Source organism: Agromyces salentinus (genome assembly GCF_009749395.1).
GTDB classification, from domain to species: domain Bacteria; phylum Actinomycetota; class Actinomycetes; order Actinomycetales; family Microbacteriaceae; genus Agromyces; species Agromyces salentinus.
The window spans coordinates 90,049-111,567 of sequence record NZ_WBIR01000015.1 but is presented as its reverse complement, the minus strand read 5'-3'; the positions used below and the strand labels follow the sequence as shown (position 1 = coordinate 111,567).

Sequence of the window (21,519 nt, the reverse complement as noted above, 5' to 3'; positions counted from 1 at the left end):
ACCGTACGATGAGGGCGTGACGTCGCCCTCACCCTCAGCCTCCTCCGTCGAGCAGCACGCGGTCCCCGCCGGCCGGGTCGCCATCGCCGCGGTCGTCGACGCCGTGCTCGTCGTCGGGTTCGCCCTCACCGGTCGCAGCAGCCATGCCGAGGCGCTCGACCCGGCGGGGCTCTGGGGCACGGCCTGGCCGTTCCTCGTGGGCGCCGCGATCGGGTGGCTCGCGATCCGCGCCTGGCGCGCACCGTTCGCGGTGTGGCCGACCGGCGTCATCGTGTGGGCTTCCTCGGTCGTGCTCGGCATGCTCCTCCGCGCGCTGACCGGTCAGGGCACCGCGCTCGCGTTCATCGTCGTCGCGACGCTCACGCTCGGCCTGCTGCTCGTCGGCTGGCGGGCGATCGCACAGCTCGTGCTCCGCGCGCGGCGGCGGCGCGCGGCATCCGCTTCATCATCCGCGTCGCCCTCTGCGGGGGTCGGCGCGTGAACCCCATCGAGTGGCTCTTCGACGCGCAGCTCGTCATCGGCGACCAGGTGGTGCTCTGGCGGGAGATCGTCGGCAACCTGTTCGGCCTCGCGAGCGCGCTCGGCGGACTACGCCGCAAGATCTGGGCGTGGCCGGTCGGCATCGTCGGCAACGCCCTGCTGTTCACGGTCTTCCTCGGTGCCGTGTTCGACACCCCGAACCCGGTCAACCTGCTCGGCCAGGCGGGCCGGCAGGTCATGTTCATCATCGTCTCGATCTACGGTTGGGTGCGGTGGTCGCAGCACCAGCGCGCAGGCGGGGTCGACGCCCCGGCGGTCGAACCACGGTGGGCCGGCTGGAAGGCCAGGGTGCTCCTCGGCGTCGGCATGGTCGGCGGGACCCTGCTGCTCACGCCCATCTTCCGCGCGCTCGGCTCGTTCGAGCCGGTCTGGGCCGATGCGTGGATCTTCGTCGGGTCGCTCCTGGCCACCTACGGCATGGCGAAGGGCTGGACGGAATTCTGGCTCATCTGGGTCGCGGTCGACCTCGTGGGCGTGCCGCTGCTCATCAGCGCCGGCTACTACGCCTCGGCGTTCATGTACGTGTTCTACGGCGCGTTCACGATCGTGGGCTTCTTCACGTGGATGCTCGTGCAGCGCAGGGCCGCCGCGCTCGCGGCTACCAGCTCGACGGCACCCGATCCAGGATCTTCCACACCGCGGCGCTGAGCTCTGGCAGCTCGAGCGCGATCTCGCGGAGCAGGTCGAACTCGAACTTCTCGACGTCGCCGGCTCGCGCGGCCGGATGGTAGGCGCGGGCCCGCGGAAGGCTCCACCGCTCGGAGTGCATGCGCTCCTCGCGGAGCGTGGCCACAACCTGCTCGTCGACCGACGGAAGGTCGGGCAGGAAGACCCACGGGTCCTCGCCGAGGCGGCATCGCAGCTCGATGAGCGCCGACAGCTCGTCGCGGGCGTCCTGCCGCAGGTTCTCCAGCATCGTCGCGTGTGTCATGGCGACCTCCCCTCGCTGTCTCGATGCTAGCCAACGCTACGACCCTCGTGTGTCGCGCGGGTTACGCCGGGTGACCCCAGATGGACGCCGGATGACGCGCCGGTGACGATCCCGGTCGGGCACCGGGTCATCGGCGCAGACCGGACGGTGCGCTTGAATGGACGGATGAGCGCGCATCGGGACCCCGGCCACGACACCATCGGCACGGCCGGTCCCGAGCGCCGCGGCGACCTGCTCGCACTGCTCGCCGCCGACCTCCGCGCAGCGCGATTCACCGTCGCCTCGCTCGACTCGCTCTGGGGCGCCGAGGCGGCCGCGGCCCTGCACCGCGGCCAGCGGGTGCCCGCCCGCCGCGTGCTCGACGCGCGCCGCGCGGAGCATGCGCCGTCGGCCGAGCTCGCCGCGCTGGCGGAGCTCTTCGTGCTCGGCCTGCCGGTCGGGCGCGAGGAGCTCGCCCGTGCGCTCCCCGGGCTCGGCGTCCAGGGAGCGGCCGAACTCGGACTCGTCGGCGAGGAGGGCGACGGCGGCATCCGCCCGCTCCTCGACCTGCGCCCGTACGCCTTCGTCGACGCGTTCGGGGCAGGGGAGTGGTGGATCGCCTCCGACCTCGGCGAGCTCGCCCTCGGGCACCCGCTCGGCGAGCAGCACGTACTCGGCGTCGGCGGCGCCTCGATGACGCTCTCGGGCCTCATGATCCCGGATGCCGCGACGAGCGTGCTCGACCTCGGCACCGGATGCGGCATCCAGGCCATGCACGCGTCGCGCTTCGCCGAGCGTGTCGTGGCCACCGACATCTCGGCGCGGGCACTCGCGATCGCGGCGATGAACGTCGAGCTGAACGGCATCGAGGGCGTCGAGTTCCGGCTCGGGAGCCTCTTCGAACCCGTCGCGGGCGAACGCTTCGACCGGGTCGTCAGCAACCCGCCGTTCGTCATCACCCCGCGGCGCGAGGGCGTGCCCGAGTACGAGTACCGCGACGGCGGCATGGTCGGCGACGGTATCGTCGAGGCCGTCGTCACCGGGGTCGGGGAGCACCTCGAGCCCGGCGGCATCGCGCAGCTCCTCGGAAACTGGGAGTACCGCGGGCGCGGCGACGCGTTCGACCGGGTCGCCGACTGGGTCGGCCGCAGCGGCCTCGAGCACTGGATCGTCGAGCGCGAGGTGCAGCATGTCACGGAGTACTCCGAGACGTGGATCCGCGACGGCGGCACGCGTCCGGGCGAGGACTTCGACCGCCTCTACGATGCGTGGCTCGACGACTTCGCCGAGCGCGGGGTGCGCGAGGTGGGGTTCGGGTACGTGCTGCTGCGCCGTCATGAGGAGGCGTCGGATGCCGCGGGCGCGCCGCCCGCGGCATCCGCTCGCCTGGCCCGGCTGGAACGCCTGCACGGCCCGCTCGGTTCCGACGGGGCCACGCTCGGCACGCATCTCGGGGAGTGCCTCGAGGCGCACGACCGCGCCGCCGGCCTCGACGACGCCGATCTCGCGGGCAGCCGGCTCGCGGTCGCTCCCGACGTCACCGAGGAGCGCCACCACTGGCCCGGCGACGAGAACCCGACCGCCATGGTGCTGCGCCAGGGCGGTGGCTTCGGGCGCGCCATCACGCTGGACACGGGCCTCGCCGCGCTGGTCGGCGCCTGCGACGGCGACCTCGAGGTCGGCCAGATCATCGCCGCGATCGCGCACCTGCTCGAGGTCGACGCCGTCGCGCTCGCCGCGGAGCTCCTGCCCGCGGTGCGCACGCTCCTCGACGACGGCATCCTGCGGTTCGCGGACGCCCCGACGGAGTAGCCCGTCAGACGGTGCCGGCGGGCGGCCAGGCCCCGATGATGAGCGCCATGACGATGAAGGTCACGAGCTCGTGCCCGATGTTCAGGATCGTGAGCCCCGACGGCCGGCCCTCGAACGCGTCGTGCGTGATGAACCGTGCGGCGGTGAACCCGGCCCAGGCGACGACCGCGACGGTCAGCGCCACGACGAGGTAGTTGCCGCCGAACGCGAGCCAGGTCACCTGCACTGCGATCGCGAGCACCCAGGCCGAGATGAAGCTCACGATGAGCGTCGTGAGGATCGGCCCGACCGCGCTGCGGTCCTCCATGTCGACCTTCGCGACCCGCAACCAGTAGTTGCCGAACACGTTCGGCGTGTACCAGATCGACCCCACGATCATCGTGGAGATCGTGGCCAGCGCGACGGCCCAGTAGTTGACCTCGATCGACATCGATCACCTTCCCCCTGCGGCGCGGCCGCTCGGCCGGAGTCTATCGGTGAGCAAAGCTCAGCCCGCGGAGGCGCGCGCCCTTCCGCTCCGTGCCGCCGGCCTGGGACCGTCACGGCCGTCCGCCGACGCGGTGGTTCGACGCCGGAGGTCATCTCCGCCGATGGGAACCGGAGAACGCCCCCCGGTTCGTGTGACAATGACGTCACCCCGGCCGTGAGGATCGCTCCGTCTCGTGCCTGTGCCGGGCGGGCACCGCTCGCATGCTGGGAGGCATCGCTTGACCGCTCCACTCACCCTCAGGCCGCGAGCCGGGGCCGTCCTCGGCGCGGTCGTCGCGCTCGTCCTCGCAACGATCGGGCTCTCCGCCCAGCCTGCGCACGCCGCCACCGGCACCGCGAGCATCTCGGGCCATGTGACCCTGCCCGCCGGTATCGACCCGGCCACGGCCGGCATCTCGGTGGGGGTGTACGAGGCGTCCGTCGACAACAGCTCGATCGGCGGCTCCATCACGCCCGAGGGCGACTACGTGGTCAGCGGACTCGCCGCCGGCACCTACAAGGTGGAGTTCCGTGCCTGGAACGCGCCCTCGGCGCTCCCGGGCTGGTATGGCGGGGCCATCGACTTCGCGTCCGCCAAGACGGTGGCCGTCGCGGCCGGACAGCAGGTGACGGGCATCGACGCGACCCTCGTGAAGGAGTCCACCATCACCGGTTCGCTGTCGGGCGTCCCGGCCGGTGGCGCCACCGTGCTGCCATGGCGGCTCGACGGGACGGGCCAATGGGTCCAGACGGGGTACCTGCGCGTCGAAGCCAACGGCGCGTACACGCTGGCCGGGCTCCGTGCGGGCACGTACACGCTCCAGTTCAACACGGGGACCTACCGGGACCAGTACTGGAAGCTGAAGCCCGATCTCGTGTCGGCGACGCGCATCGAGCTCGGCGCCGGACAGGCGCTCGCCGGGTACGACGTCGACGTGTCGGCGGCGTTGTGGATGCCCACGGTCAGCGTCAGCGGCCAGCGTCAGGTCGGATCGGTCCTGCAGGCGACCGCGACCTGGCAGACGCAGCCCGACACCGTGTCGTACCAGTGGCTCGCGAACGGTGCGGCGATCACGGGCGCGACCGCGTCGACGTACACCCCGACCGCCGACCGGGTCGGCGCGCAGCTCAGCGTGCGCGTCACCGGGGCCAAGACCGGCTTCCTCCCGGCTTCGGACACGATCGGCGTCGGCACCGTCGCCAAGGGCTGGATGACGGCCGGCGTGCCGACCATCACGGGAACGACGGTGACCGGGGCGACGCTGACGGCGGTTCCCGGAGTCTGGCCCGCGGGCACCACGTTCACCTACCAGTGGTCCACCGGGAGCGGGAACATCGCCGGGGCGACAGGCCGGACCTTCACGCTGACCTCGGCGCAGCAGGGCCGGCTCCTCTCCGTCCTCGTGACGGGGACCCTGCCCGGATACGAGCCGGCGCAGGCACGGAGCACGGGCATCGGACCCTCGCAGGCCGACGGCTACACGGCGGCGACCCCGACGATCTCCGGCACCGCCGCGGTCGGCTCGACGCTCACGGCCAAGACCGGCACCTGGACGACCGGCACGACGTTCTCCCACCAGTGGTCCGCCTCCGGCGTCCCGATCACCGGCGCGACGGCCTCGACGTTCAAGCTCACGAGCGCCCAGGCGGGCAAGACCGTCACCGTCACCGTCACCGGGAAGGTCGGCGGGAACACGCGCGCGGTCAAGCCGTCGGCTGCGACGGCGAAGGTCGTGACGGCCGGGACGCCGACGATCTCGGGCACGGTCGCGGTGGGCTCGACCCTCACCGCGAAGACCGGCACGTGGACGACGGGTACGGCGTTCACGTACCAGTGGTCCGCGTCGGGGGTGGCGATCACCGGGGCGATGGCGTCGACGTTCAAGCCCACGAGCGCGCAGGCGGGCAAGACGATCACGGTCGCGGTCAAGGGCGTGCTGTCGGGCTACCCGACGGTGACGAAGACCTCGGCTGCGACGGCGAAGGTCGCGACGGCCGGGACGCCCACGATCTCGGGCACGGCGGTCGTCGGCTCGACGCTCACCGCGAAGACCGGCACGTGGACGACGGGCACGGCGTTCACGTACCAGTGGTCCGCGTCGGGGGTGGCGATCACCGGGGCGACGGCGTCGACGTTCAAGCTCACGTCGACCCAGAAGGGCAAGACCATCACCGTCAAGGTCACCGGTGCGCTGAGCGGCTACCCGACGATCGCGAAGACCTCGGCGGCGACCGCGGCCGTCGGCTGATCCATCCGGCCCAGGTGCGATGAAGGGCCGGCTCCCCACTCGGGAGCCGGCCTTCCGTCCCGTGGCCGGAGCCCCGCTCCGTGTCGTACGTCGCACACGGCCGCAGCGCAGCGAGGCGGCGGTAGTCTCGTCTGCGCACACCGAAAGCGAGCCCATGCCCGACAGTCCGCTCTCCGCCTCACCGTACGAGGTCCTCGGCGTCCGTGCCGACGCGAACCTCGACGAACTCCGCCAGGGGTACCGCCGCGCCCTGCGTCGCGCGCACCCCGACACGGGCGGCTCGACCGCGCAGTTCGACGCCGTGCAGCGCGCATGGGTGCAGGTCGGAACGCCGGAGGCGAGGGCGGAGTTCGACCGCCGCGGTCGCAGCGCATCCCCCGAGCCCGCGCATGAGACCTGGGCGCCGGCACCGCCGCGCCCACGACGGGACTCGCGCCCGCTCGCCCGCTCGTACGGGCACCCCGGCGGGCTCACCCGGCAGCGCTACCTCGACGGCATCCGCGAGTGGGTCGGCTACGGCGACGAGATCCCCGACCCCTACGACCCGGCGCTCGTACGGCGCGCGCCGCGGGAGATCCGTCATCTCCTCGCCGACGCGCTCGCCGAGGAGGCGACGGCCCGCTCGCTGTCGACGCTCGGCATCGCCTTCACCGTCTGGCACGACCTCGCGACGGATGCCGCCGGGCCCGGCCTCCCGCCCAAGCTCGACCACCTCGTGCTCGGCCCGACGGGCCTGTTCGCCATCCAGTCCGAGGACTGGGGCGGGCCGGTGCGCTTCCGGCGCGGTGAGCTCATCGGGGAGGCGCTCGCCGGCGAGCGGCCCATCCGAGCGCTCGCGGCACGGGCGAAGTCCATCGGACGCGCCGCCCGGGTCAAGCCGACCGCACTCGTCGTCGTCGTGCCCGACGAGTTCGCCGACGAGCCGCTCCAGGTCGGCGGCTCGACGCGCGGGGCGGTCATCGCCCTCGTTCGCGCATCGCGACTCGCGAGCGCCGTGTTCGAGGGCATCCCCGGGTCGGCGCAGCTCGGGGGTTCCGAGGTCATGGAGGTCCGCACGCGCCTCCAGCAGACCGTGCGCTTCGCCTGAGCCGACATCCGCCGGTTCGCGTCCGCGGCACCCGACGGTGTTGGATTGACCCATGCCCCTCGTTGATCGTGACGCCCATGTCGAAGACCTCGCCTCGTTCATCCGTGCCTCGCCGTCGTCGTACCACGCGGCCTCGACGGTGGCCGACCGGCTCGTGGCGGCCGGATTCGAGCGGCTCGACGAGGCCGACGCCTGGCCGGCCGGTCCGGGTCGACGCGTCGTCGTGCGCGACGGCGCGGTCATCGCGTGGGTGCAGCCCGAGGCCGTCACCGCGACGAGCCCGTTCCGGATCATCGGCGCGCACACCGACTCGCCGTCGTTCAAGCTGAAGCCGGGCCCCTCGACGAGCTCGGAGGGCGTGCTGCAGGCGGGCGTCGAGGTCTACGGCGGCCCGCTGCTGAACTCCTGGCTCGACCGTGAACTCGAGCTCGCCGGTCGCCTCGTCACCGTCGACGGCGCCGTGCACCTCGTGCGCTCCGGCCCCCTGCTGCGCATCCCGCAGCTCGCGATCCACCTCGACCGCGACGTCAACAAGGGCCTCACGCTCGACCGTCAGCGGCACGTGCAGCCGATCTGGGGCTCTGGCGCCGCCCGCGACGTGCTCGCGCACCTGGCCGACCTCGCCGGAGTGCCGGTGGACTCGATCGCCGGGCACGACGTGCTCGTGGCCGACACGGCGGCACCCGCGCGCTTCGGGCTCGACGACGTCTTCTTCGCCGCCGGACGCCAGGACAACCTGACCTCCGTGCACGCCGGACTCGTGGCCCTGCTCGCCGCGGCCGACGACGCCGCTGCCGGGCACGTGAGCGTGCTCGCGGCCTTCGATCACGAGGAGCTCGGCTCGGAGTCGCGCTCGGGGGCGAGCGGCCCGTTCCTCGTCGACGTGCTCGCGCGCATCGGGGCGGGACTCGGTGCCGACGAGGTCGATCGCAGCCGCGCGTTCGCCGCGTCGTGGCTGGTCTCCTCCGATGCCGGGCACGCCGTGCACCCGAACTACCCCGAGCGCCACGACCCGGCCAACCGGCCGCAGCTCGGCGGCGGTCCGCTGCTGAAGCTGAACGCGAACCAGAAGTACGCCTCCGACGCGCACGGGTCGGCCCTCTGGGCCCGAACCTGCGAGCAGGCGGGCGTCGGGTTCCAGCCCTTCGTGTCGAACAACGCCATCCCGTGCGGCTCGACCATCGGGCCGCTGAGCGCGACGCGCCTCGGCATCCGAACGGTCGACGTCGGACCGCCGCTGCTCTCGATGCACTCGGCGCGCGAGCTCGCGCACGTCGACGACCTCGCGGCGCTCGCGTCGGCGGCGACGGCCTTCTTCGCACCCGCCTGATCCAGGGCGCCACGTTCGAGGCTTGGCCGGATGTCGCGGGTCGCCGTCAGGATTTCATGACTGCCGCACGCGCCCTCGATGGCAGCATCGAGGCATGACGCAAGAAACGGCCACCGCATCCTCCCTCTTCGACCACGTCGCCGCACCGGTCGACGCGATCGCGCACTTCCGTGGACGGCTCGGCTTCGAGGCCGACGTCTCCGACGTGCAGGCCGCCCTCGCCGACGGCGAGCCGTTCGTGCTCATCGACACGCGCAACGACGCCGCCTGGCAGCAGGGGCACGTCCCGGGAGCCGTGCACCTGCCCCGCCGCGACATCGCCGCGCGAGCCGGGGACCTCGTCCCGTCGGGCACGCCGGTGGTCGTCTACTGCTGGGGGCCCGGATGCAACGGGGCGACGCGCGCCGCGCTCGAGTTCGCGACCCTCGGCCACCCCGTGAAGGAGATGATCGGCGGCTTCGAGTACTGGGTCCGCGAGGGGTTCGCCTTCGACACGACCGACGGGCTTGCGCAGCGCCGGCCCGACGGGCTCACGAACGTCGCGCCCGGCGGCCTCGTGGGCGAGCCCGCGGGGCATGCGGCATCCGTCGCCCCGATCGACCACGGCATCACCTGCGCCTGCTGAGCCCGCCGAGCGTTCGCCTGCCGAGCCTGCCGAGCCTGCCGAGCCTGCCGAGCCTGCCGACCCGGGCGGTGCTCAGCACTCGACGACGTTGACGGCGAGGCCGCCGAGGCTCGTCTCCTTGTACTTGTCCTTCATGTCGACCCCCGTCTGACGCATGGTCTCGATGGCGGCGTCGAGCGTGACGAGGTGGGTGCCGTCGCCGTGCAGGGCGAGGCGCGCGGCCGAAACGGCCGTCGACGAGGCGATGGCGTTGCGCTCGATGCAGGGCACCTGCACGAGTCCGCCGACGGGGTCGCAGGTGAGGCCGAGGTGGTGCTCGATGGCGATCTCCGCGGCGTTCTCGACCTGTTGCGGGGTACCGCCGAGCACGGCGCACAGCGCGCCGGCCGCCATCGCGCACGCCGAGCCGACCTCGGCCTGGCATCCGCCCTCGGCACCCGAGATCGAGGCGTTGCGCTTCACGAGCGACGCGATCGCGGCGGCCGTGAGCAGGTAGCGGCGGATGCCGGCGGCATCCGCGCCCGGCACGAAGCGCAGGTAGTAGTGGCCCACCGAGGGGATGATGCCGGCGGCGCCGTTCGTCGGGGCCGTGACCACGCGACCGCCAGAGGCGTTCTCCTCGTTGACGGCGAGCGCGTACGCGTGCAGCCACTCCGTCGAGGTGTCGCGAGCTCCGGAGTGACCGGTCTCCTCCCGCTCGTACTGCTCGAGGCGGCGCCGGACGTCGGGCGCCCGCCGCTTGACCCCGAGCCCGCCGGGGAGCGTGCCCTCGGTCGTGAGCCCATGGGCGACGCAGTCGGCCATCGCGGCCCAGATCGTGTCGAGGCCCTCGTCGATGCCGGCGTCGCCGTGCAGTGCCACCTCGTTCGAGCGCACGACGTCGCAGAACGAGAGGCCGTGCCGACCGCAGAGCTCGAGCAGTTCCGCCGCGGTCGAGTAGTCGAGCGGATACCGCACGACCTCGGACTCGTGCGGGGCATCGCCGTCGCGGCGGATGAACCCGCCGCCGACCGAGTAGAACGTCTCCTCGGCGAGCGGCATCGCGTCATCGCCGTGCCAGGCCTGCAGGGTGAGGGCGTTCGGGTGGCCGGGCAGGCGGGTGCGGGGCGCGAACTGCACGTCGTCCTGCGCCACGACGATCGGATGCCGCCCGGCGAGCGCCACCTCGGCGCCGTCGCCGAGTGCCGCCCAACGCCCCCTGACCTCATCGGGATCGCACGTGTCGGGCCGGAGGCCGCGAAGACCGGCGACGACCGCGTCGGGCGTGCCGTGGCCGAGCCCGGTCGCGCCGAGGGATCCGTAGAGGGTGACGGAGATGCGGTCGACCTGCTCGAGCCGGCCCCCGTCGGCCAGCCGCTCGGCGAATGCCCGCGCGGCCCGCATGGGGCCGACCGTGTGCGAACTCGATGGCCCGATGCCGATCGAGAACAGGTCGAGGGCTGAGACGAACGCTGTCACGAATCCAGCGTACGTCGAAGCCCCTGCACGGATCCGGCGTGGTGCTGCACGATCTTGCGCGGTGGCGGTTCGCCGCACACGGACTTCGCGCCGGTTCGCGGTCGTAGGCTGGAAGGTCCATGAGCGAGACGACCAGCCCCTCCGTAACGTCCACCCCCGCGACCACGGCATCCGCCGACCGAGAGCGCGACGGCGTCCTCATCCGCCTCGTGCGGCCCGACGAGGTCGACGCCGTGTCCGCCCTCGCGGTCGGCGCGTACGCGGCCTCGTACCGATTGAGCGACACCTACCGCTCGGACATCGGTGCCGTCGCCGACCGCGTGCGCCAGCACGAGGTCTGGGTCGCGGTCGACGCCGCGTCGGGCGCGCTCCTCGGGACCGTGTCGACGCCGCGCGAGGGCCGGGTCATGTCGGCGGTCGCCCATGAGGGCGAGCTCGACTTCCGGCTGCTCGCCGTCGCCGCGGAGGCCAGGAGGCGCGGCATCGGCGAGGTGCTCGTCGAGCACGTTCTGGGCCTCGCCCGCGCGCGCGGTGCCCGGCGGGTCGTGCTCAACACCGGGCCGGACATGGTCGGTGCGCACCGCCTCTACGAGCGGCTCGGCTTCGAGCGCCTGCCCGAACGCGAGTACACGTTCACCAGGCCCGACGGGTCGAGCTTCCTGATGATGGCGTACGGGCGCGACGCCGCGGCATCCGCCCCGGCCTGACGCTCACCTGCGCCATTCGCGCGCGATGTCTAGGCTGGAGGAGGGGGTACGACATGAGGGCACGCGCAGGGGTAGTGGTGGGAGTGGCGGCCGTCATGCTGCTCGCCGGATGCGTCATCCAGGCGGATCCCGACGACCGCGACCGCGGCGACGGGGGAGCGGCGAACCGCGGGGGGCGCGAGCAGGTGACCTGCGCCGAGTCGGCGTCCATCACGCTCGACGGGGAGCGCGTCGAGTACGACGTCACCGGCGACTGCGCCGAGGTCATCGTCCGTGGCAACGACCTCGACGTGCGCATGGCGTCGAGCACGTCGCTGCGCATCGAGGGCCGTGACAACGACGTCGAGTCATCCGGCGACCTGGGGGCCGTCGAGATCGCCGGTGACGAGAACGACGTCGAGGCGCGCACGATCGCGTCGATCGACGTGCAGGGCAACGGCAACGACCTCGACGCACGCAACGTGGGCTCGGTCGAGATCTCTGGCGACGACAACAGCGTCGAGGCCGACAACGACCCGCAGCCCGTGCGCGTCACCGGCAACGGCAACACCGTCGAGCGGAGCTGACCCGCCGGTCGGGTCCGCCGTACTGCTCTGCGAGACTGGTGGGATGACCGAAACCGCCGTGCCCCGGCCCGCTCGCTCCTCGAAGGGCCGCCGGCGTGCGGTCGTCGTGGTGGTGGCCGTCCTCGCCGTGCTCGCCCTGATCGTCGTGGGCTTCCTCGTGTGGGCCAAGACCGTCTACCAGGGCGAGCGCCCGGCCGCGCTCGACGCGTGGCGCAACACCGGCGTCGGCATCGAGTCGTTCGACGACTCGATCGTCATGACGCCGCTCGACGGGGCATCCGACCGAGGGCTCGTCTTCATCCCGGGCGCCAAGGTCGACCCCTACGCCTACATGGCCAAGCTGGCCGGCGCCGTCGTCGAGACCGGCACGACCGTCGTCATCACCAAGCCCACGCTGAACCTCGCGTTCTTCGACCAGCGGCCGCTCGACACGTTCACCCGGCACGCGCCCGACGCCACCGAGTGGTACGTCGGCGGTCATTCGCTCGGCGGCGTGCGCGCCTGCATGATGGCGACCGAGGAGGATGTCGCGGGCCTCGTCTTCTTCGGCTCGTACTGCGCGAACGACGTCAGCGATTCCGGCCTCGAGGCGCTGAGCATCTCGGGCGGACACGACGGCCTGAGCACGCCCGCGAAGATCGAGGACGCGGCGCATCTCCTGCCCGAGGACGCCGTCTTCGTCGAGATCCCCGGTGCGAACCACGCGAGCTTCGGCAACTACGGCGTGCAGCCGGGCGACGGCGTCGCGACCATGCCCGACGACGAGGTGCGCGATGAGATCACGAGCGCACTCGTCGACTTCTGGGGTTCGTCGGGGGAGTAGGCAGCGGCACCCGACCAGATCCCGGCGATCGGACGGCGGCCGGATTCGTCGCGAGAGCCGGCCGTTCAGCGGGACCTAGAGCTCGCGGAGGGCCTGGGTGCGTTCGCCTCCGGCGTCCCCCGTGTTGACGGTCCCTCGGGGCTCGAAGAGCAGCGCGGTGACCTCCTCGTCGGCGCGGGGGCAGTGTTCGACTCCTGCGGGGACGACGAACACGTCGTCTGGGCCGAGGTGGACATCCCGGTCGCGCAACTGGATGACGAGGTTGCCCGTGCGCACCATGAACAGCTCGTCGGTGTCGGGGTGGCTGTGCCAGACGAACTCGCCGAGCAGCTTGACGACCTTCACGTCGTAGTCGTTGATGCTCGCCAGTCGGTGCGGCTGCCAGGGCTCCGCGATCGCGTCGAAGGCCCGGGTCACATTCTGCACGTCGCTCGTCATGAGGACATGATGGCGCAGATCTCGAGCCGTCGAGGGACTGACCCTCTGGCGATGGGCGCCATCGTGCCGGCCGTGCTAGCGGAGCGTCTTGCGCGCGGTGATCTGACCGGTGTCGAAGCCGAGCAGGTGCAGGCCGCCGTGGAAGCGCGCGTGCTCGACCTTGATGCAGCGGTCCATGACGACGGTGAGGCCCTGCTCCTCGCCGGCGTACGCGGCCTCCTGGTTCCAGATGCCGAGCTGCACCCAGATCGTCTTCGCGCCGACGGCGACGACGTCGTCGATGACGCTCGGGATGTCGCTGCCGCGGCGGAACACCACGACGATGTCGGGCACCTCGGGCAGGTCGGCGAGCTTCGCGTACGCGGGTTGACCGAGGATCTCGGTCTCCATGGGGTTCACGAAGTACAGGCGGTAGTCGCTGGACTGCTGCAGGTACGTGCCGACGAAGTAGCTCGAACGCTGCGGCTTGGGCGAGGCGCCGACGATCGCGACCGACTTCGCGGCGCGGAGGATCGCCAGGCGCTGCTTGGCGTCGGGTCCGACCCAGGTGCGCTGCGACTTCAGCAGCTTCGCGAGCGGCGAGCTCGCGGGCAGGTCGCAGGAGAGGCCGTTGACGAGGCGGACGGTCTCGGTCGAGGCGTCGCCGTCGGCCGCGGCGTTCGCCGCGGCATCCGTCGTGGTGGTGTCGGTCGCAGTGCTCATCGTGCTGCTCCAGTCGCGGCCCGGAGGGCCTGGTCGAGGTCGTCGATGATGTCCTCGACGTCTTCGATGCCCACGCTAATGCGCACGACGCCGGGAAGCACGCCCGCATCCACGAGCTGCTGCTCGGTGAGCTGCGCGTGGGTGGTCGAGGCCGGGTGGATGATGAGGGTCTTCGCGTCGCCGACGTTCGCCAGGTGGCTGGCGAGGTTGACGGACTCGATGAGGGTCTGGCCGACCGCGCGGCCGCCCTTCACCTCGAAACTGAAGACCGAGCCGGGGCCCTTGGGCAGGTACTTCTGCGCGCGGTCGTGGTGCGGGTGGTTCGCCAGGCCCGCCCACCACACGTTCTCGATGCGGGCGTCGGAGTCGAGCCACTCGGCCACGGCGCGAGCGTTGTCGATGTGCGCCTGGATGCGATACGGCAGCGTCTCGACGCCCTGAGCGAGCAGGAAGGCCGAGTGCGGTGCCAGCGACGGCCCGATGTCGCGGAGCTGCTCGGCGCGCAGGCGCGTGAGGAAGGCGTACTCGCCGAAGTTGCCCGACCACTCGAGGCCGCCGTAGCTCGGCACCGGCTGGCCGAACAGCGGGAACTTCTCGGAGTGCCAGTGGAACCGGCCGGACTCGACGACCACGCCGCCGAGCGTCGTGCCGTGGCCGCCGAGGAACTTCGTCGCCGAGTGGGTGACGATGTCGGCGCCCCACTCGATCGGGCGGTTGAGGTACGGGGTCGCGAGCGTCGAGTCGACGATGAACGGGATGCCGTGGGCGTGCGCGACGTCGGCGAGGCCCTCGAGGTCGGCGATCTCGCCCGACGGGTTCGCGATGGTCTCGACGAAGAGCGCCTTGGTGTTGTCCTGGATGACCGCCGCGTAGTCGGCGGGGTCGGAGGAGCGCACGAACGTCGTCTCGATGCCGAAGCGCCGGAGCGTGACATCCAGCTGGGTGATGGAGCCGCCGTAGAGGTTCGCGGACGCGACGATGTGGTCGCCGCTGCCGGCGAGGCTCGCGAACGTGATGTACTGCGCGCTGAGTCCCGAGGCGGTGGCGACGGCGCCGAGTCCGCCCTCGAGGCTGGCCACGCGCTCCTCGAAGCTCGCGACCGTCGGGTTGGCGAGGCGCGAGTAGATGTTGCCGTACTTCTGCAGGGCGAATCGCGCCGCGGCATCCGCCGTGTCGTCGAAGACGAACGCACTCGACTGGTAGATCGGCAGGGCGCGGGCGCCCGTCACCTGGTCGGGGATGTTGCCCGCGTGGATGGCGCGGGTCTTGAAGCCGTATTCGCGGTCTGCCATGCAGCCACGCTAGCCGTGCCGCCCGGGCACGGCGGCCAACGGGCGTAATGCAGTGCAATGCGATCGGGCGGATGCCGCGGCCCGGCGCGCTAGCGTTGGCGGATGATCCTCGAACACGCGCTGCTCCCCGTCGTCCCCGGCCGAGAGGCGGCGTTCGAGGCGGCGTTCGCCGAGGCGAAGGCGATCATCGCGTCGATGCCCGGCTTCGTGGACCTGCGCCTCTCGCGCTCGATCGAGACCCCGAACGAGTACCTCCTGCTCGTGCACTGGGAGAGCGTCGAGGCGCATGAGCAGGGGTTCCGGGGGTCGCCGGAGTACGGACGGTGGCGCGAGCTGCTGCACGGCTTCTACGAGCCGTTCCCCGTCGTCGAGCACTTCGCCCCCGTGCACAGCGCCTGATCAGCGGGCCTCGATAGCGTCGGGGGAGATCGCCCGAGCGGCGACTCCGGACGAGGGCACCCAGTACCCGGAACGCGACAAGACTGGCTCAGGGAGTGAGCTGTCATGTCATGGATCGTCCTCATCGTCTCGGGCGTGCTCGAAGCCGTCTGGGCCACCGCGCTCGGTCGCTCGGAGGGCTTCACGAAGCTCTGGCCGTCGGTCGTCTTCGGCGTCGCCCTCGTCGCCTCGATGGGCGGCCTCGCCTTCGCGATGCGCGACATCCCGACCGGCACGGCCTACGCCGTCTGGGTGGGCATCGGTGCGGCGCTCACGGTCGTGTGGGCCATGGTCACGGGCGAGACGGATGTCTCGTGGGTGCGCATCGCGCTGCTGGTCGGGCTCGTCGGCTGTGTGGTCGGCCTGAAGTTCGTCGACGGCGGCGCCGGGCACTAGCCCGTCGCTGGCGGGCGGATGGCGCGGCGCAGCCCCGCGCGCACTGCGGCGAACCCGTCCGCGGGCTTGCGGCGCCCGCATCCGAGTGTGTAAACAATCATTGACATGAAGTCGAGAATCGTTTACGTTCGCCATGTAAAGAATCATTGACACATGGAGGCGGTCATGTCGTACGAGGAGAAAGGCGTCTGGTCGTTCCTGGCCATCGCCGTGATCGGCTACGGCGTCTACCTGTGGCTCGTGCTGCCGCAGCTCTGGGCGATGCCGCTCGGCGAGGTCGACTACGTCGGACCGATGCTGTGGACCATCGGCGGCGCGATCGTCGCGGGCATCTTCTCGCGCATCCTCATCGAGATCGTCGTGCCGAGCGAGCAGCGCTCGGCCGACCAGCGCGACCGCGAGATCGAGCGCACGGGGGAGCGGGTGGGCAACTCGTTCGTGATCATCGGCGCGCTCGGGGCCATGGTGCTCGCCTGGCTCGAGGTCGACTGGTTCTGGATCGCGAACACGATCTACCTCTGCTTCGTCATCTCGGCCGTGCTCTCCAGCATGACCAGGCTGGCCGCCTACCGCGTGGGCGGGTTCCAGTCGTGGTGAAGCCGACCAGGGTGACCAACTCGATCCGCGCCCTGCGCTTCGCGAACGGCGAGATGACCCAGGCCGAGCTCGCGGCCCGCCTGGGCGTCACCCGCCAGACGGTCATCGCGATCGAACAGGGTCGGTACTCGCCCTCGCTCGAGCTGGCGTTCCAGCTCGCCCGCGTCTTCGGCGTCCCGCTCGACGACGTGTTCCAGTACCCCGCCGAGTGACCGCACGGTCGCCGGTGCAGTCAGAGGAGTGATCATGATGCTCGCAGCAGCAGCTCGCCGGTACGGCCCGCCCGAGGTCGTGCACCTCGAGGAGTTCGCGACGCCGACGCCCGGCCCGGGCGCGATCCGGGTGCAGGTGCGCACCACGACGGTCGGAGCGTCGGATGTCGCCTTCCGGGCCGGTTCGCCCTGGTTCGCGCGGCTCGTGACGGGCCTCCGACGCCCACGGCGGCCCGTGCTCGGCTCGGACTTCGCGGGCGTGGTCCACGCCGTCGGCGGCGGCGTGACGGCGTTCGCGGTCGGTGATCGCGTGCACGGGGTGACCGGGGTCGACGGCGGCACCCACGCCGAGTACGTGATCGTCGCCGAGGACGGCGCCCTCCAGCGCATCCCCGACGGCGTCGACGACATCGAGGCCGTCGCGATGCTCGACGGGTTCCTGACCGCGCTGCCATTCCTCCGTGACCTCGGGCGCGTGAAGCCGGGTGACCGGGTGCTCGTCAACGGGGCGTCCGGAGCCGTCGGATCGGCTGCGGTGCAGCTCGCGCGGTGGATGGGTGCGCGGGTCACGGCGGTCACCAGCGGTCCGAACGTCGCGCTCGTGCGCTCGCTCGGCGCCGACCGGGTCATCGACTACACGTCAGAGGCGTTCACCGACGAGCGCGACGCCTACGAGCTCGTCTTCGACGCCGTCGGGCGCGCCTCGTTCGGCCGGTGCCGCCGCACGCTCGCGAAGCGGGGCGTCTACGCCACGACGGTCCCGACCGCCGGCGTGCTCCTGCTGTCGCCCATCACGCGCCTGCTGGGCCGGCGTCGTGCGGTGATCACGTTCACGGGACTGCGTCCCGACGCGGCCAAGCGCGCCGACCTCGCGCTGCTCCAGCAGCTCGTGGCCGAGGGTGCCTTCGCGCCCGTGGTCGACCGGGTCGACGCGTTCGCCGACGTCGCGGCCGCACACCGGCGCGCCGGCACCGGCCGGAAGGTCGGAGCGGTCGTGCTCGCGGTGCATCCGCTGGTGCCGATCCCGCAGCCGACGCGAGCACGGGCCGGCGCATCCGGCGGCTCCGACCGTGCCGGCGGGCGGGCCGACGCATGAGGGCGATCACGATGCGCCGCTACGGCGGGCCCCAGGTCCTCGAACTCGCGGAGATCGAGGCGCCCCGGCCCGCGGCCGGCGAGGTGCTCATCCGGGTCGAGGCCGCGGCGGTGAGCGCCGGCGACGTGCTCATCATGCACGGTGAGCCGCGCATGATCCGGCTGGCGTTCGGCCTCGCTGCGCCGCGGCAGCCCGTGATCGGCCGGGATGTCGCCGGCGAGGTCGCCGCCGTCGGGGCGGGCGTCACGCGGTTCGCCGTCGGCGACCGGGTCTTCGCCGAGTCCGACCAGGCCGGATGGGCCGAGTACGCGACGGTTCCCGAGCGCTTCGTCGCGCTTCGGCCCGCCTCGGTCGATGCGGTGCATGCGGCCGCCGTGCCGGTGTCCGGCACCACCGCGCTGCAGGGACTCCGCCTGGCAGGCCTGCGGCCGGGTCAGCGCCTGCTCGTGAACGGCGCGTCGGGCGGCGTCGGGGGCTTCGTGGTGCAGCTCGGGGTGGCGATGGGCGCCGAGGTCACGGGGGTGTGCCGCGGGACGAAGGCAGAGCACGTGCGCGCGCTCGGAGCGCACGAGGTCATCGACCACACGCGCGAGGACTTCACCGCGAGGGCCGGCGCGTTCGACGTGGTGTTCGACCTCGTCGCCGACCATCCGCTCGGCCGCGTGCGCCGCTCGCTCGTGCGCGACGGCATGCTCGTGCTCTCGTCGGGCCGCGGCGGCACGGTCACCGGTCCGTTGGGGCGCCTCGCCGTGGCATCCGTCGTCTCGCCCTTCGTTCCCCAGCGGCTCCGGCCGCTCGCCGCGAAGCGCAGCGGCGAGGACCTCACCGAGCTCGCCCGTCGCATCGACGCCGGCGACCTGCGCCCGGTGGTCGACGCCGTGTTCCCGCTCGAGCGGGCGGCCGAGGCCGTGCGGCGATTCGAGGCCGGGGACGTGCGCGGCAAGCTCGTGCTCGCCGTGGCCTGACGCGCACGGACCGCGTGCGGTTCAGCCGAGCAGCACCGCGCCATAGGCGAGCGTCGCGACGAGCACCCACGACGTGAGGCCCACGACGACGGCGCGCCAGCCGGTGGCCGCCAGGTCGGCGAACCGGATCGAGGCACCGAGCGCGAAGAGCGCCATCGCGAGCACCGCCGTCTGCAGGGTGTCGGCGGCCGAGAGGACCGCCTCGGGCAGCGGGACGAAGGTGGCGAGCAGCACGGCGGCGACGAACCCGGCGATGAAGAGCGGGACGACCGGTGGCCGGCTGCCGTCCGTCGGGACGTGCCGACGCCGCTCCACGGCGGCCGTGACCGCCACGAGCGGAGCCAGCATGAGCACGCGCGTGAGCTTCACGACCACGGCGACCGCGAGGGCGGCCGGGCCCGCGAGCTGCGCGGTCGCGACGACCTGTCCGACGTCGTGCACGCCCGCGCCGACCCAGTGGCCGAATCCGACCGCGTCCAGGCCGAGCGGATGCCACAGCGCGGGCAGCACCGCGATCGCGAGGGTGCCGCAGAGGGTCACGAGCGCGACCGGCACGGCCTGGTCCTCGTCGCGTGCCCGCACGGTCGAGCCCATCGCGCCGATCGCCGAGGCGCCGCAGATCGCGAAGCCGCTCGCGACGAGGAGCGGCTGGTGACCGGGCAGGCCCAGCGCGCGACCCAGGCCGATCGTGCCGACGAAGGTGAGCACCACGACGGCGACGGTCGTCGCGATCGTCACCCACCCGAGCCCGGCGATGTCGACGAGGCTCAGCTTCAGGCCGAGCAGCACGATCCCCACTCGGAGCAGGGTGCGGGAGGCGACCCGGAGCCCGGGGGCGAGCACGCCGTCGAGCCGGCGCTGCACCGGCGGCACCTGCCCGGCGATGATGCCGATCGCGACGGCCGCGGTGAGCAGTGGGAGGGCCGGCAGTGCGAGGTGCACGAGCCACGCGATGGCGGCCGCCGAGGCCGCGACCGCGAGTCCCGGCATCCGCTCCCGCACCATGTCACGGTAGCCGATCGGATGCCGCGGCCCGGAATCAGCCCCAGCTCGGGAGCCAGAAGTGCAGCTGGCGGTAGTCGGGCGTGATCGGGATGCCGCTCCAGAGGGGGTAGAAGAACAGCGACACGAGCAGCACGAACACGAGGTAGACGGCCACCGTGGCGATGCCCCGCTCGCGGCGCCACCACACGTCGTCGGGTCGGCCGAGCACCAGCCTCACCACGGCCGCGAGGGCGAGGATCAGGTACGGCTCGAAGGCGATCGAGTAGAACTGGAAGACCGTGCGGTCCAGGTACATGAGCCACGGGAGGTAGCCGGCGCCGAGGCCCAGCAGGATGAGCCCGACCTGCCACTCGCGGTACCTGGCGAGCCGGTACACGAGGTAGAGGCAGGCGAGCGCCGCGGCCCACCAGATGATCGGGTTGCCGATGCCCATGATCGAGGACCAGCACGTCTCGGTGCCGCACCCGCCCGAGCCGTCCTCGGTCGAGGCGAAGTACATGTTGGTCGGCCGGCCCATGACGAGCCAGGTCAGCGGATTCGCCTGCCACGGATGTTCCGAATGCACGCCCACGTGGTACTGGTACGCGGACTGGTGGTAGTGCCAGAGGCTCTGCAGCGCCGTCGGCACCCAGGCGAAGAACCCGGTCGCCCGGTTGGCCGCATCGTCGGCCCAGTGCCGGTCGTAGCCGCCGTCGGTGACGAGCCAACCGGTCCAGGACGCGAGGTAGACGACGAAGGCCACGGGCACGTACAGCAGGAACGTGACCGGCGCCTGCTTGAGGATCGCGGCCGTGGCGTAGAGCGGCACCCCCGCACGGCGCCGCGCGAGGGCGTCGACGATGACGAGGTAGATGCCGAACGCCGCGAGGAACCAGATGCCCGACCACTTGACGGCGGATGCCGCGCCGAAGGCGGCACCGGCCGCGATGAGCCAGGGCCTGGCCCAGAGCGCCGGCCCGTAGTGCGGGTCGTGGCCGGCCCGCCGGGAGGCGTCGAGCCGTCGCTCGAGCCGCTCGCGTGCCCACGACCGGTCGAGCAGCACGAACCAGACGCCGAGCAGCGCGAAGATCATCACCCAGTTGTCCAGGAGCGCGACCCGCGACATCACGATCGCGTTGCCGTCCACGGCGAACAGCAGGCCCGCGATCACGGCGACGATCGTCGACGGCCAGAGCCGGCGGGCGAGCATCATGAGCACGAACACCCCGGCGGTGCCGGCGAGCGCCGTCGAGGCACGCCACCAGAACGCGTTGTCGGCGCCGAACGGGAGCATGCCGAGCGCGATCATCCACTTGCCGAGCGGCGGGTGCACCACGTACGACGGGTCCTCGAGGAAGGAGTCGGTGTCACCGCTCGAGAAGGCCTCGTCGGCGCCCTCGGGCCAGCTCGTCTCGTAGCCGTGGTGCAGCAGCGTCCAGGCGTCCTTGACGTAGTACGTCTCGTCGAACACGATCGCCTGCGGGTGGCCGAGGTTCCAGAACCGCAGCACGGCGGCGAGGAGCGTGACGAGCACCGGGCCGCCCCAGTACCAGAGCGCGCGACGGCGCGGGGTCGAGAGCGTGCGCGACCACCAGGCGTCGAGGCGGGTCCCGTGCGGCGCGGGCTCCCGGTCCGTCGGCGGTTCGCTCGACGGGCCCGCCCCCGGCTCGTCGGCCTCGGCGCCGACAGCACCGGCTGCGGCCTCCTGCGGGGCCCCGGTCGCCGACGTCGCGGGGACCTCGGATGCCCCGGGCGTCACGGTCGCGGCGGGTGCCGTGGGGGCGGCATCCGTCTCTGAAGTCATGGGCTTCAGAGTAACCGAGC

General features: G+C 72.2%; 24 protein-coding genes and 1 riboswitch. Of the genes, 16 read left to right on the top strand and 8 right to left on the bottom strand.

Annotated features, from left to right (window positions below):
• The first annotated feature begins 16 nt into the window (after positions 1-16).
• Both GQQ95_RS14180 and pnuC read left to right on the top strand, forming a co-directional pair.
• Entirely contained in the window at positions 17-481 is a 465-nt protein-coding gene (locus GQQ95_RS14180; protein WP_157428319.1) for a DUF3054 domain-containing protein, read from the top strand.
• Positions 478-1,188, top strand: a complete 711-nt coding sequence (gene pnuC, locus GQQ95_RS14175; protein ID WP_157428318.1) for a nicotinamide riboside transporter PnuC — start codon at positions 478-480, stop codon at positions 1,186-1,188. The genes GQQ95_RS14180 and pnuC overlap by 4 nt, the downstream gene beginning before the upstream one ends.
• Here the strand turns inward: pnuC and GQQ95_RS14170 are convergent.
• Positions 1,139-1,471: a hypothetical protein gene (locus GQQ95_RS14170; protein ID WP_157428317.1), complete on the bottom strand. Its 333-nt coding sequence runs from the start codon at positions 1,469-1,471 to the stop codon at positions 1,139-1,141. The genes pnuC and GQQ95_RS14170 overlap by 50 nt on opposite strands.
• Positions 1,472-1,636: 165 nt before the next feature.
• On the opposite strand from GQQ95_RS14170, the gene GQQ95_RS14165 reads away from it, so the two are divergent.
• Positions 1,637-3,262, top strand: coding sequence for a DUF7059 domain-containing protein (locus tag GQQ95_RS14165; protein WP_157428316.1), 1,626 nt, complete (start codon positions 1,637-1,639; stop codon positions 3,260-3,262).
• A gap of 4 nt (positions 3,263-3,266) precedes the next feature.
• Here GQQ95_RS14165 and GQQ95_RS14160 read toward each other — a convergent pair whose 3' ends face one another.
• On the bottom strand, positions 3,267-3,692 hold the full coding sequence (locus tag GQQ95_RS14160; RefSeq protein WP_157428315.1) for a DUF1761 domain-containing protein: 426 nt from the start codon (positions 3,690-3,692) through the stop codon (positions 3,267-3,269).
• Between the two features lie 277 nt (positions 3,693-3,969).
• On the opposite strand from GQQ95_RS14160, the gene GQQ95_RS14155 reads away from it, so the two are divergent.
• The 4 genes from GQQ95_RS14155 to GQQ95_RS14140 all read left to right on the top strand — a co-directional run bounded on the left by GQQ95_RS14155 (position 3,970) and on the right by GQQ95_RS14140 (position 9,021).
• Positions 3,970-5,979 carry a hypothetical protein gene (locus GQQ95_RS14155; RefSeq protein ID WP_157428314.1) on the top strand — a complete coding sequence of 670 codons (2,010 nt, stop codon included), beginning with the start codon at positions 3,970-3,972 and terminating at the stop codon, positions 5,977-5,979.
• 154 nt (positions 5,980-6,133) lie between these two features.
• Positions 6,134-7,066 (top strand): J domain-containing protein, encoded by a 933-nt coding sequence (locus GQQ95_RS14150; RefSeq protein WP_157428313.1) that lies wholly within the window; start codon positions 6,134-6,136, stop codon positions 7,064-7,066.
• A 52-nt stretch (positions 7,067-7,118) separates the two neighbouring features.
• Complete coding sequence (locus GQQ95_RS14145; RefSeq protein WP_157428312.1) at positions 7,119-8,396, top strand: M18 family aminopeptidase; 1,278 nt, start codon at positions 7,119-7,121, stop codon at positions 8,394-8,396.
• A 94-nt stretch (positions 8,397-8,490) separates the two neighbouring features.
• Positions 8,491-9,021 (top strand): rhodanese-like domain-containing protein, encoded by a 531-nt coding sequence (locus tag GQQ95_RS14140; protein WP_157428311.1) that lies wholly within the window; start codon positions 8,491-8,493, stop codon positions 9,019-9,021.
• Between the two features lie 72 nt (positions 9,022-9,093).
• On the opposite strand, the gene GQQ95_RS14135 is transcribed toward GQQ95_RS14140, so the two are convergent.
• On the bottom strand, positions 9,094-10,479 hold the full coding sequence (locus GQQ95_RS14135) for an L-serine ammonia-lyase (protein ID WP_157428310.1): 1,386 nt from the start codon (positions 10,477-10,479) through the stop codon (positions 9,094-9,096).
• 119 nt (positions 10,480-10,598) lie between these two features.
• On the opposite strand from GQQ95_RS14135, the gene GQQ95_RS14130 reads away from it, so the two are divergent.
• From GQQ95_RS14130 to GQQ95_RS14120, 3 genes are read left to right on the top strand one after another with little or no spacing between them, the layout of a single operon-like run.
• Positions 10,599-11,186, top strand: a complete 588-nt coding sequence (locus GQQ95_RS14130) for a GNAT family N-acetyltransferase (RefSeq protein ID WP_157428309.1) — start codon at positions 10,599-10,601, stop codon at positions 11,184-11,186.
• A 53-nt stretch (positions 11,187-11,239) separates the two neighbouring features.
• Entirely contained in the window at positions 11,240-11,752 is a 513-nt protein-coding gene (locus GQQ95_RS14125) for a DUF3060 domain-containing protein (protein WP_157428308.1), read from the top strand.
• Positions 11,753-11,795: 43 nt separating this feature from the next.
• Positions 11,796-12,575, top strand: a complete 780-nt coding sequence (locus tag GQQ95_RS14120) for an alpha/beta hydrolase (RefSeq protein WP_157428307.1) — start codon at positions 11,796-11,798, stop codon at positions 12,573-12,575.
• Positions 12,576-12,650: 75 nt separating this feature from the next.
• Here GQQ95_RS14120 and GQQ95_RS14115 read toward each other — a convergent pair whose 3' ends face one another.
• The 3 genes from GQQ95_RS14115 to GQQ95_RS14105 form a co-directional block, all read right to left on the bottom strand.
• Positions 12,651-13,013: a cupin domain-containing protein gene (locus GQQ95_RS14115; protein ID WP_157428306.1), complete on the bottom strand. Its 363-nt coding sequence runs from the start codon at positions 13,011-13,013 to the stop codon at positions 12,651-12,653.
• A gap of 75 nt (positions 13,014-13,088) precedes the next feature.
• Positions 13,089-13,715 carry a CoA-binding protein gene (locus GQQ95_RS14110; protein ID WP_157428305.1) on the bottom strand — a complete coding sequence of 209 codons (627 nt, stop codon included), beginning with the start codon at positions 13,713-13,715 and terminating at the stop codon, positions 13,089-13,091.
• Positions 13,712-15,007 carry an O-acetylhomoserine aminocarboxypropyltransferase/cysteine synthase family protein gene (locus GQQ95_RS14105; protein ID WP_157428304.1) on the bottom strand — a complete coding sequence of 432 codons (1,296 nt, stop codon included), beginning with the start codon at positions 15,005-15,007 and terminating at the stop codon, positions 13,712-13,714. The genes GQQ95_RS14110 and GQQ95_RS14105 overlap by 4 nt, the downstream gene beginning before the upstream one ends.
• Positions 15,008-15,109: 102 nt before the next feature.
• Between GQQ95_RS14105 and GQQ95_RS14100 the strand changes: the two genes are divergently transcribed.
• The 6 genes from GQQ95_RS14100 to GQQ95_RS14075 all read left to right on the top strand — a co-directional run bounded on the left by GQQ95_RS14100 (position 15,110) and on the right by GQQ95_RS14075 (position 18,711).
• Positions 15,110-15,406 carry an antibiotic biosynthesis monooxygenase family protein gene (locus GQQ95_RS14100; protein WP_157428303.1) on the top strand — a complete coding sequence of 99 codons (297 nt, stop codon included), beginning with the start codon at positions 15,110-15,112 and terminating at the stop codon, positions 15,404-15,406.
• Positions 15,407-15,430: 24 nt separating this feature from the next.
• Positions 15,431-15,497, top strand: a riboswitch (guanidine-III (ykkC-III) riboswitch).
• 14 nt (positions 15,498-15,511) lie between these two features.
• Positions 15,512-15,841, top strand: a complete 330-nt coding sequence (locus GQQ95_RS14095) for a DMT family transporter (protein ID WP_157428302.1) — start codon at positions 15,512-15,514, stop codon at positions 15,839-15,841.
• 153 nt (positions 15,842-15,994) lie between these two features.
• Entirely contained in the window at positions 15,995-16,438 is a 444-nt protein-coding gene (locus GQQ95_RS14090; protein WP_212275462.1) for a hypothetical protein, read from the top strand.
• Positions 16,432-16,650, top strand: a complete 219-nt coding sequence (locus GQQ95_RS14085) for a helix-turn-helix transcriptional regulator (RefSeq protein ID WP_157428301.1) — start codon at positions 16,432-16,434, stop codon at positions 16,648-16,650. Before GQQ95_RS14090 ends, GQQ95_RS14085 begins: the two co-directional genes overlap by 7 nt.
• Before the next feature lie 34 nt (positions 16,651-16,684).
• A complete protein-coding gene (locus GQQ95_RS14080) occupies positions 16,685-17,746 on the top strand; it encodes an NAD(P)-dependent alcohol dehydrogenase (protein WP_157428300.1) in 1,062 nt (353 codons plus the stop codon).
• Positions 17,743-18,711, top strand: coding sequence for an NAD(P)-dependent alcohol dehydrogenase (locus GQQ95_RS14075; protein ID WP_157428299.1), 969 nt, complete (start codon positions 17,743-17,745; stop codon positions 18,709-18,711). Before GQQ95_RS14080 ends, GQQ95_RS14075 begins: the two co-directional genes overlap by 4 nt.
• 21 nt (positions 18,712-18,732) lie before the next feature.
• Here GQQ95_RS14075 and GQQ95_RS14070 read toward each other — a convergent pair whose 3' ends face one another.
• Together GQQ95_RS14070 and GQQ95_RS14065 are read right to left on the bottom strand one after the other, a co-directional pair.
• A complete protein-coding gene (locus tag GQQ95_RS14070; RefSeq protein ID WP_157428298.1) occupies positions 18,733-19,716 on the bottom strand; it encodes a YeiH family protein in 984 nt (327 codons plus the stop codon).
• 34 nt (positions 19,717-19,750) lie between these two features.
• Complete coding sequence (locus GQQ95_RS14065) at positions 19,751-21,499, bottom strand: dolichyl-phosphate-mannose--protein mannosyltransferase (RefSeq protein ID WP_157428297.1); 1,749 nt, start codon at positions 21,497-21,499, stop codon at positions 19,751-19,753.
• Positions 21,500-21,519: the final 20 nt, after the last annotated feature.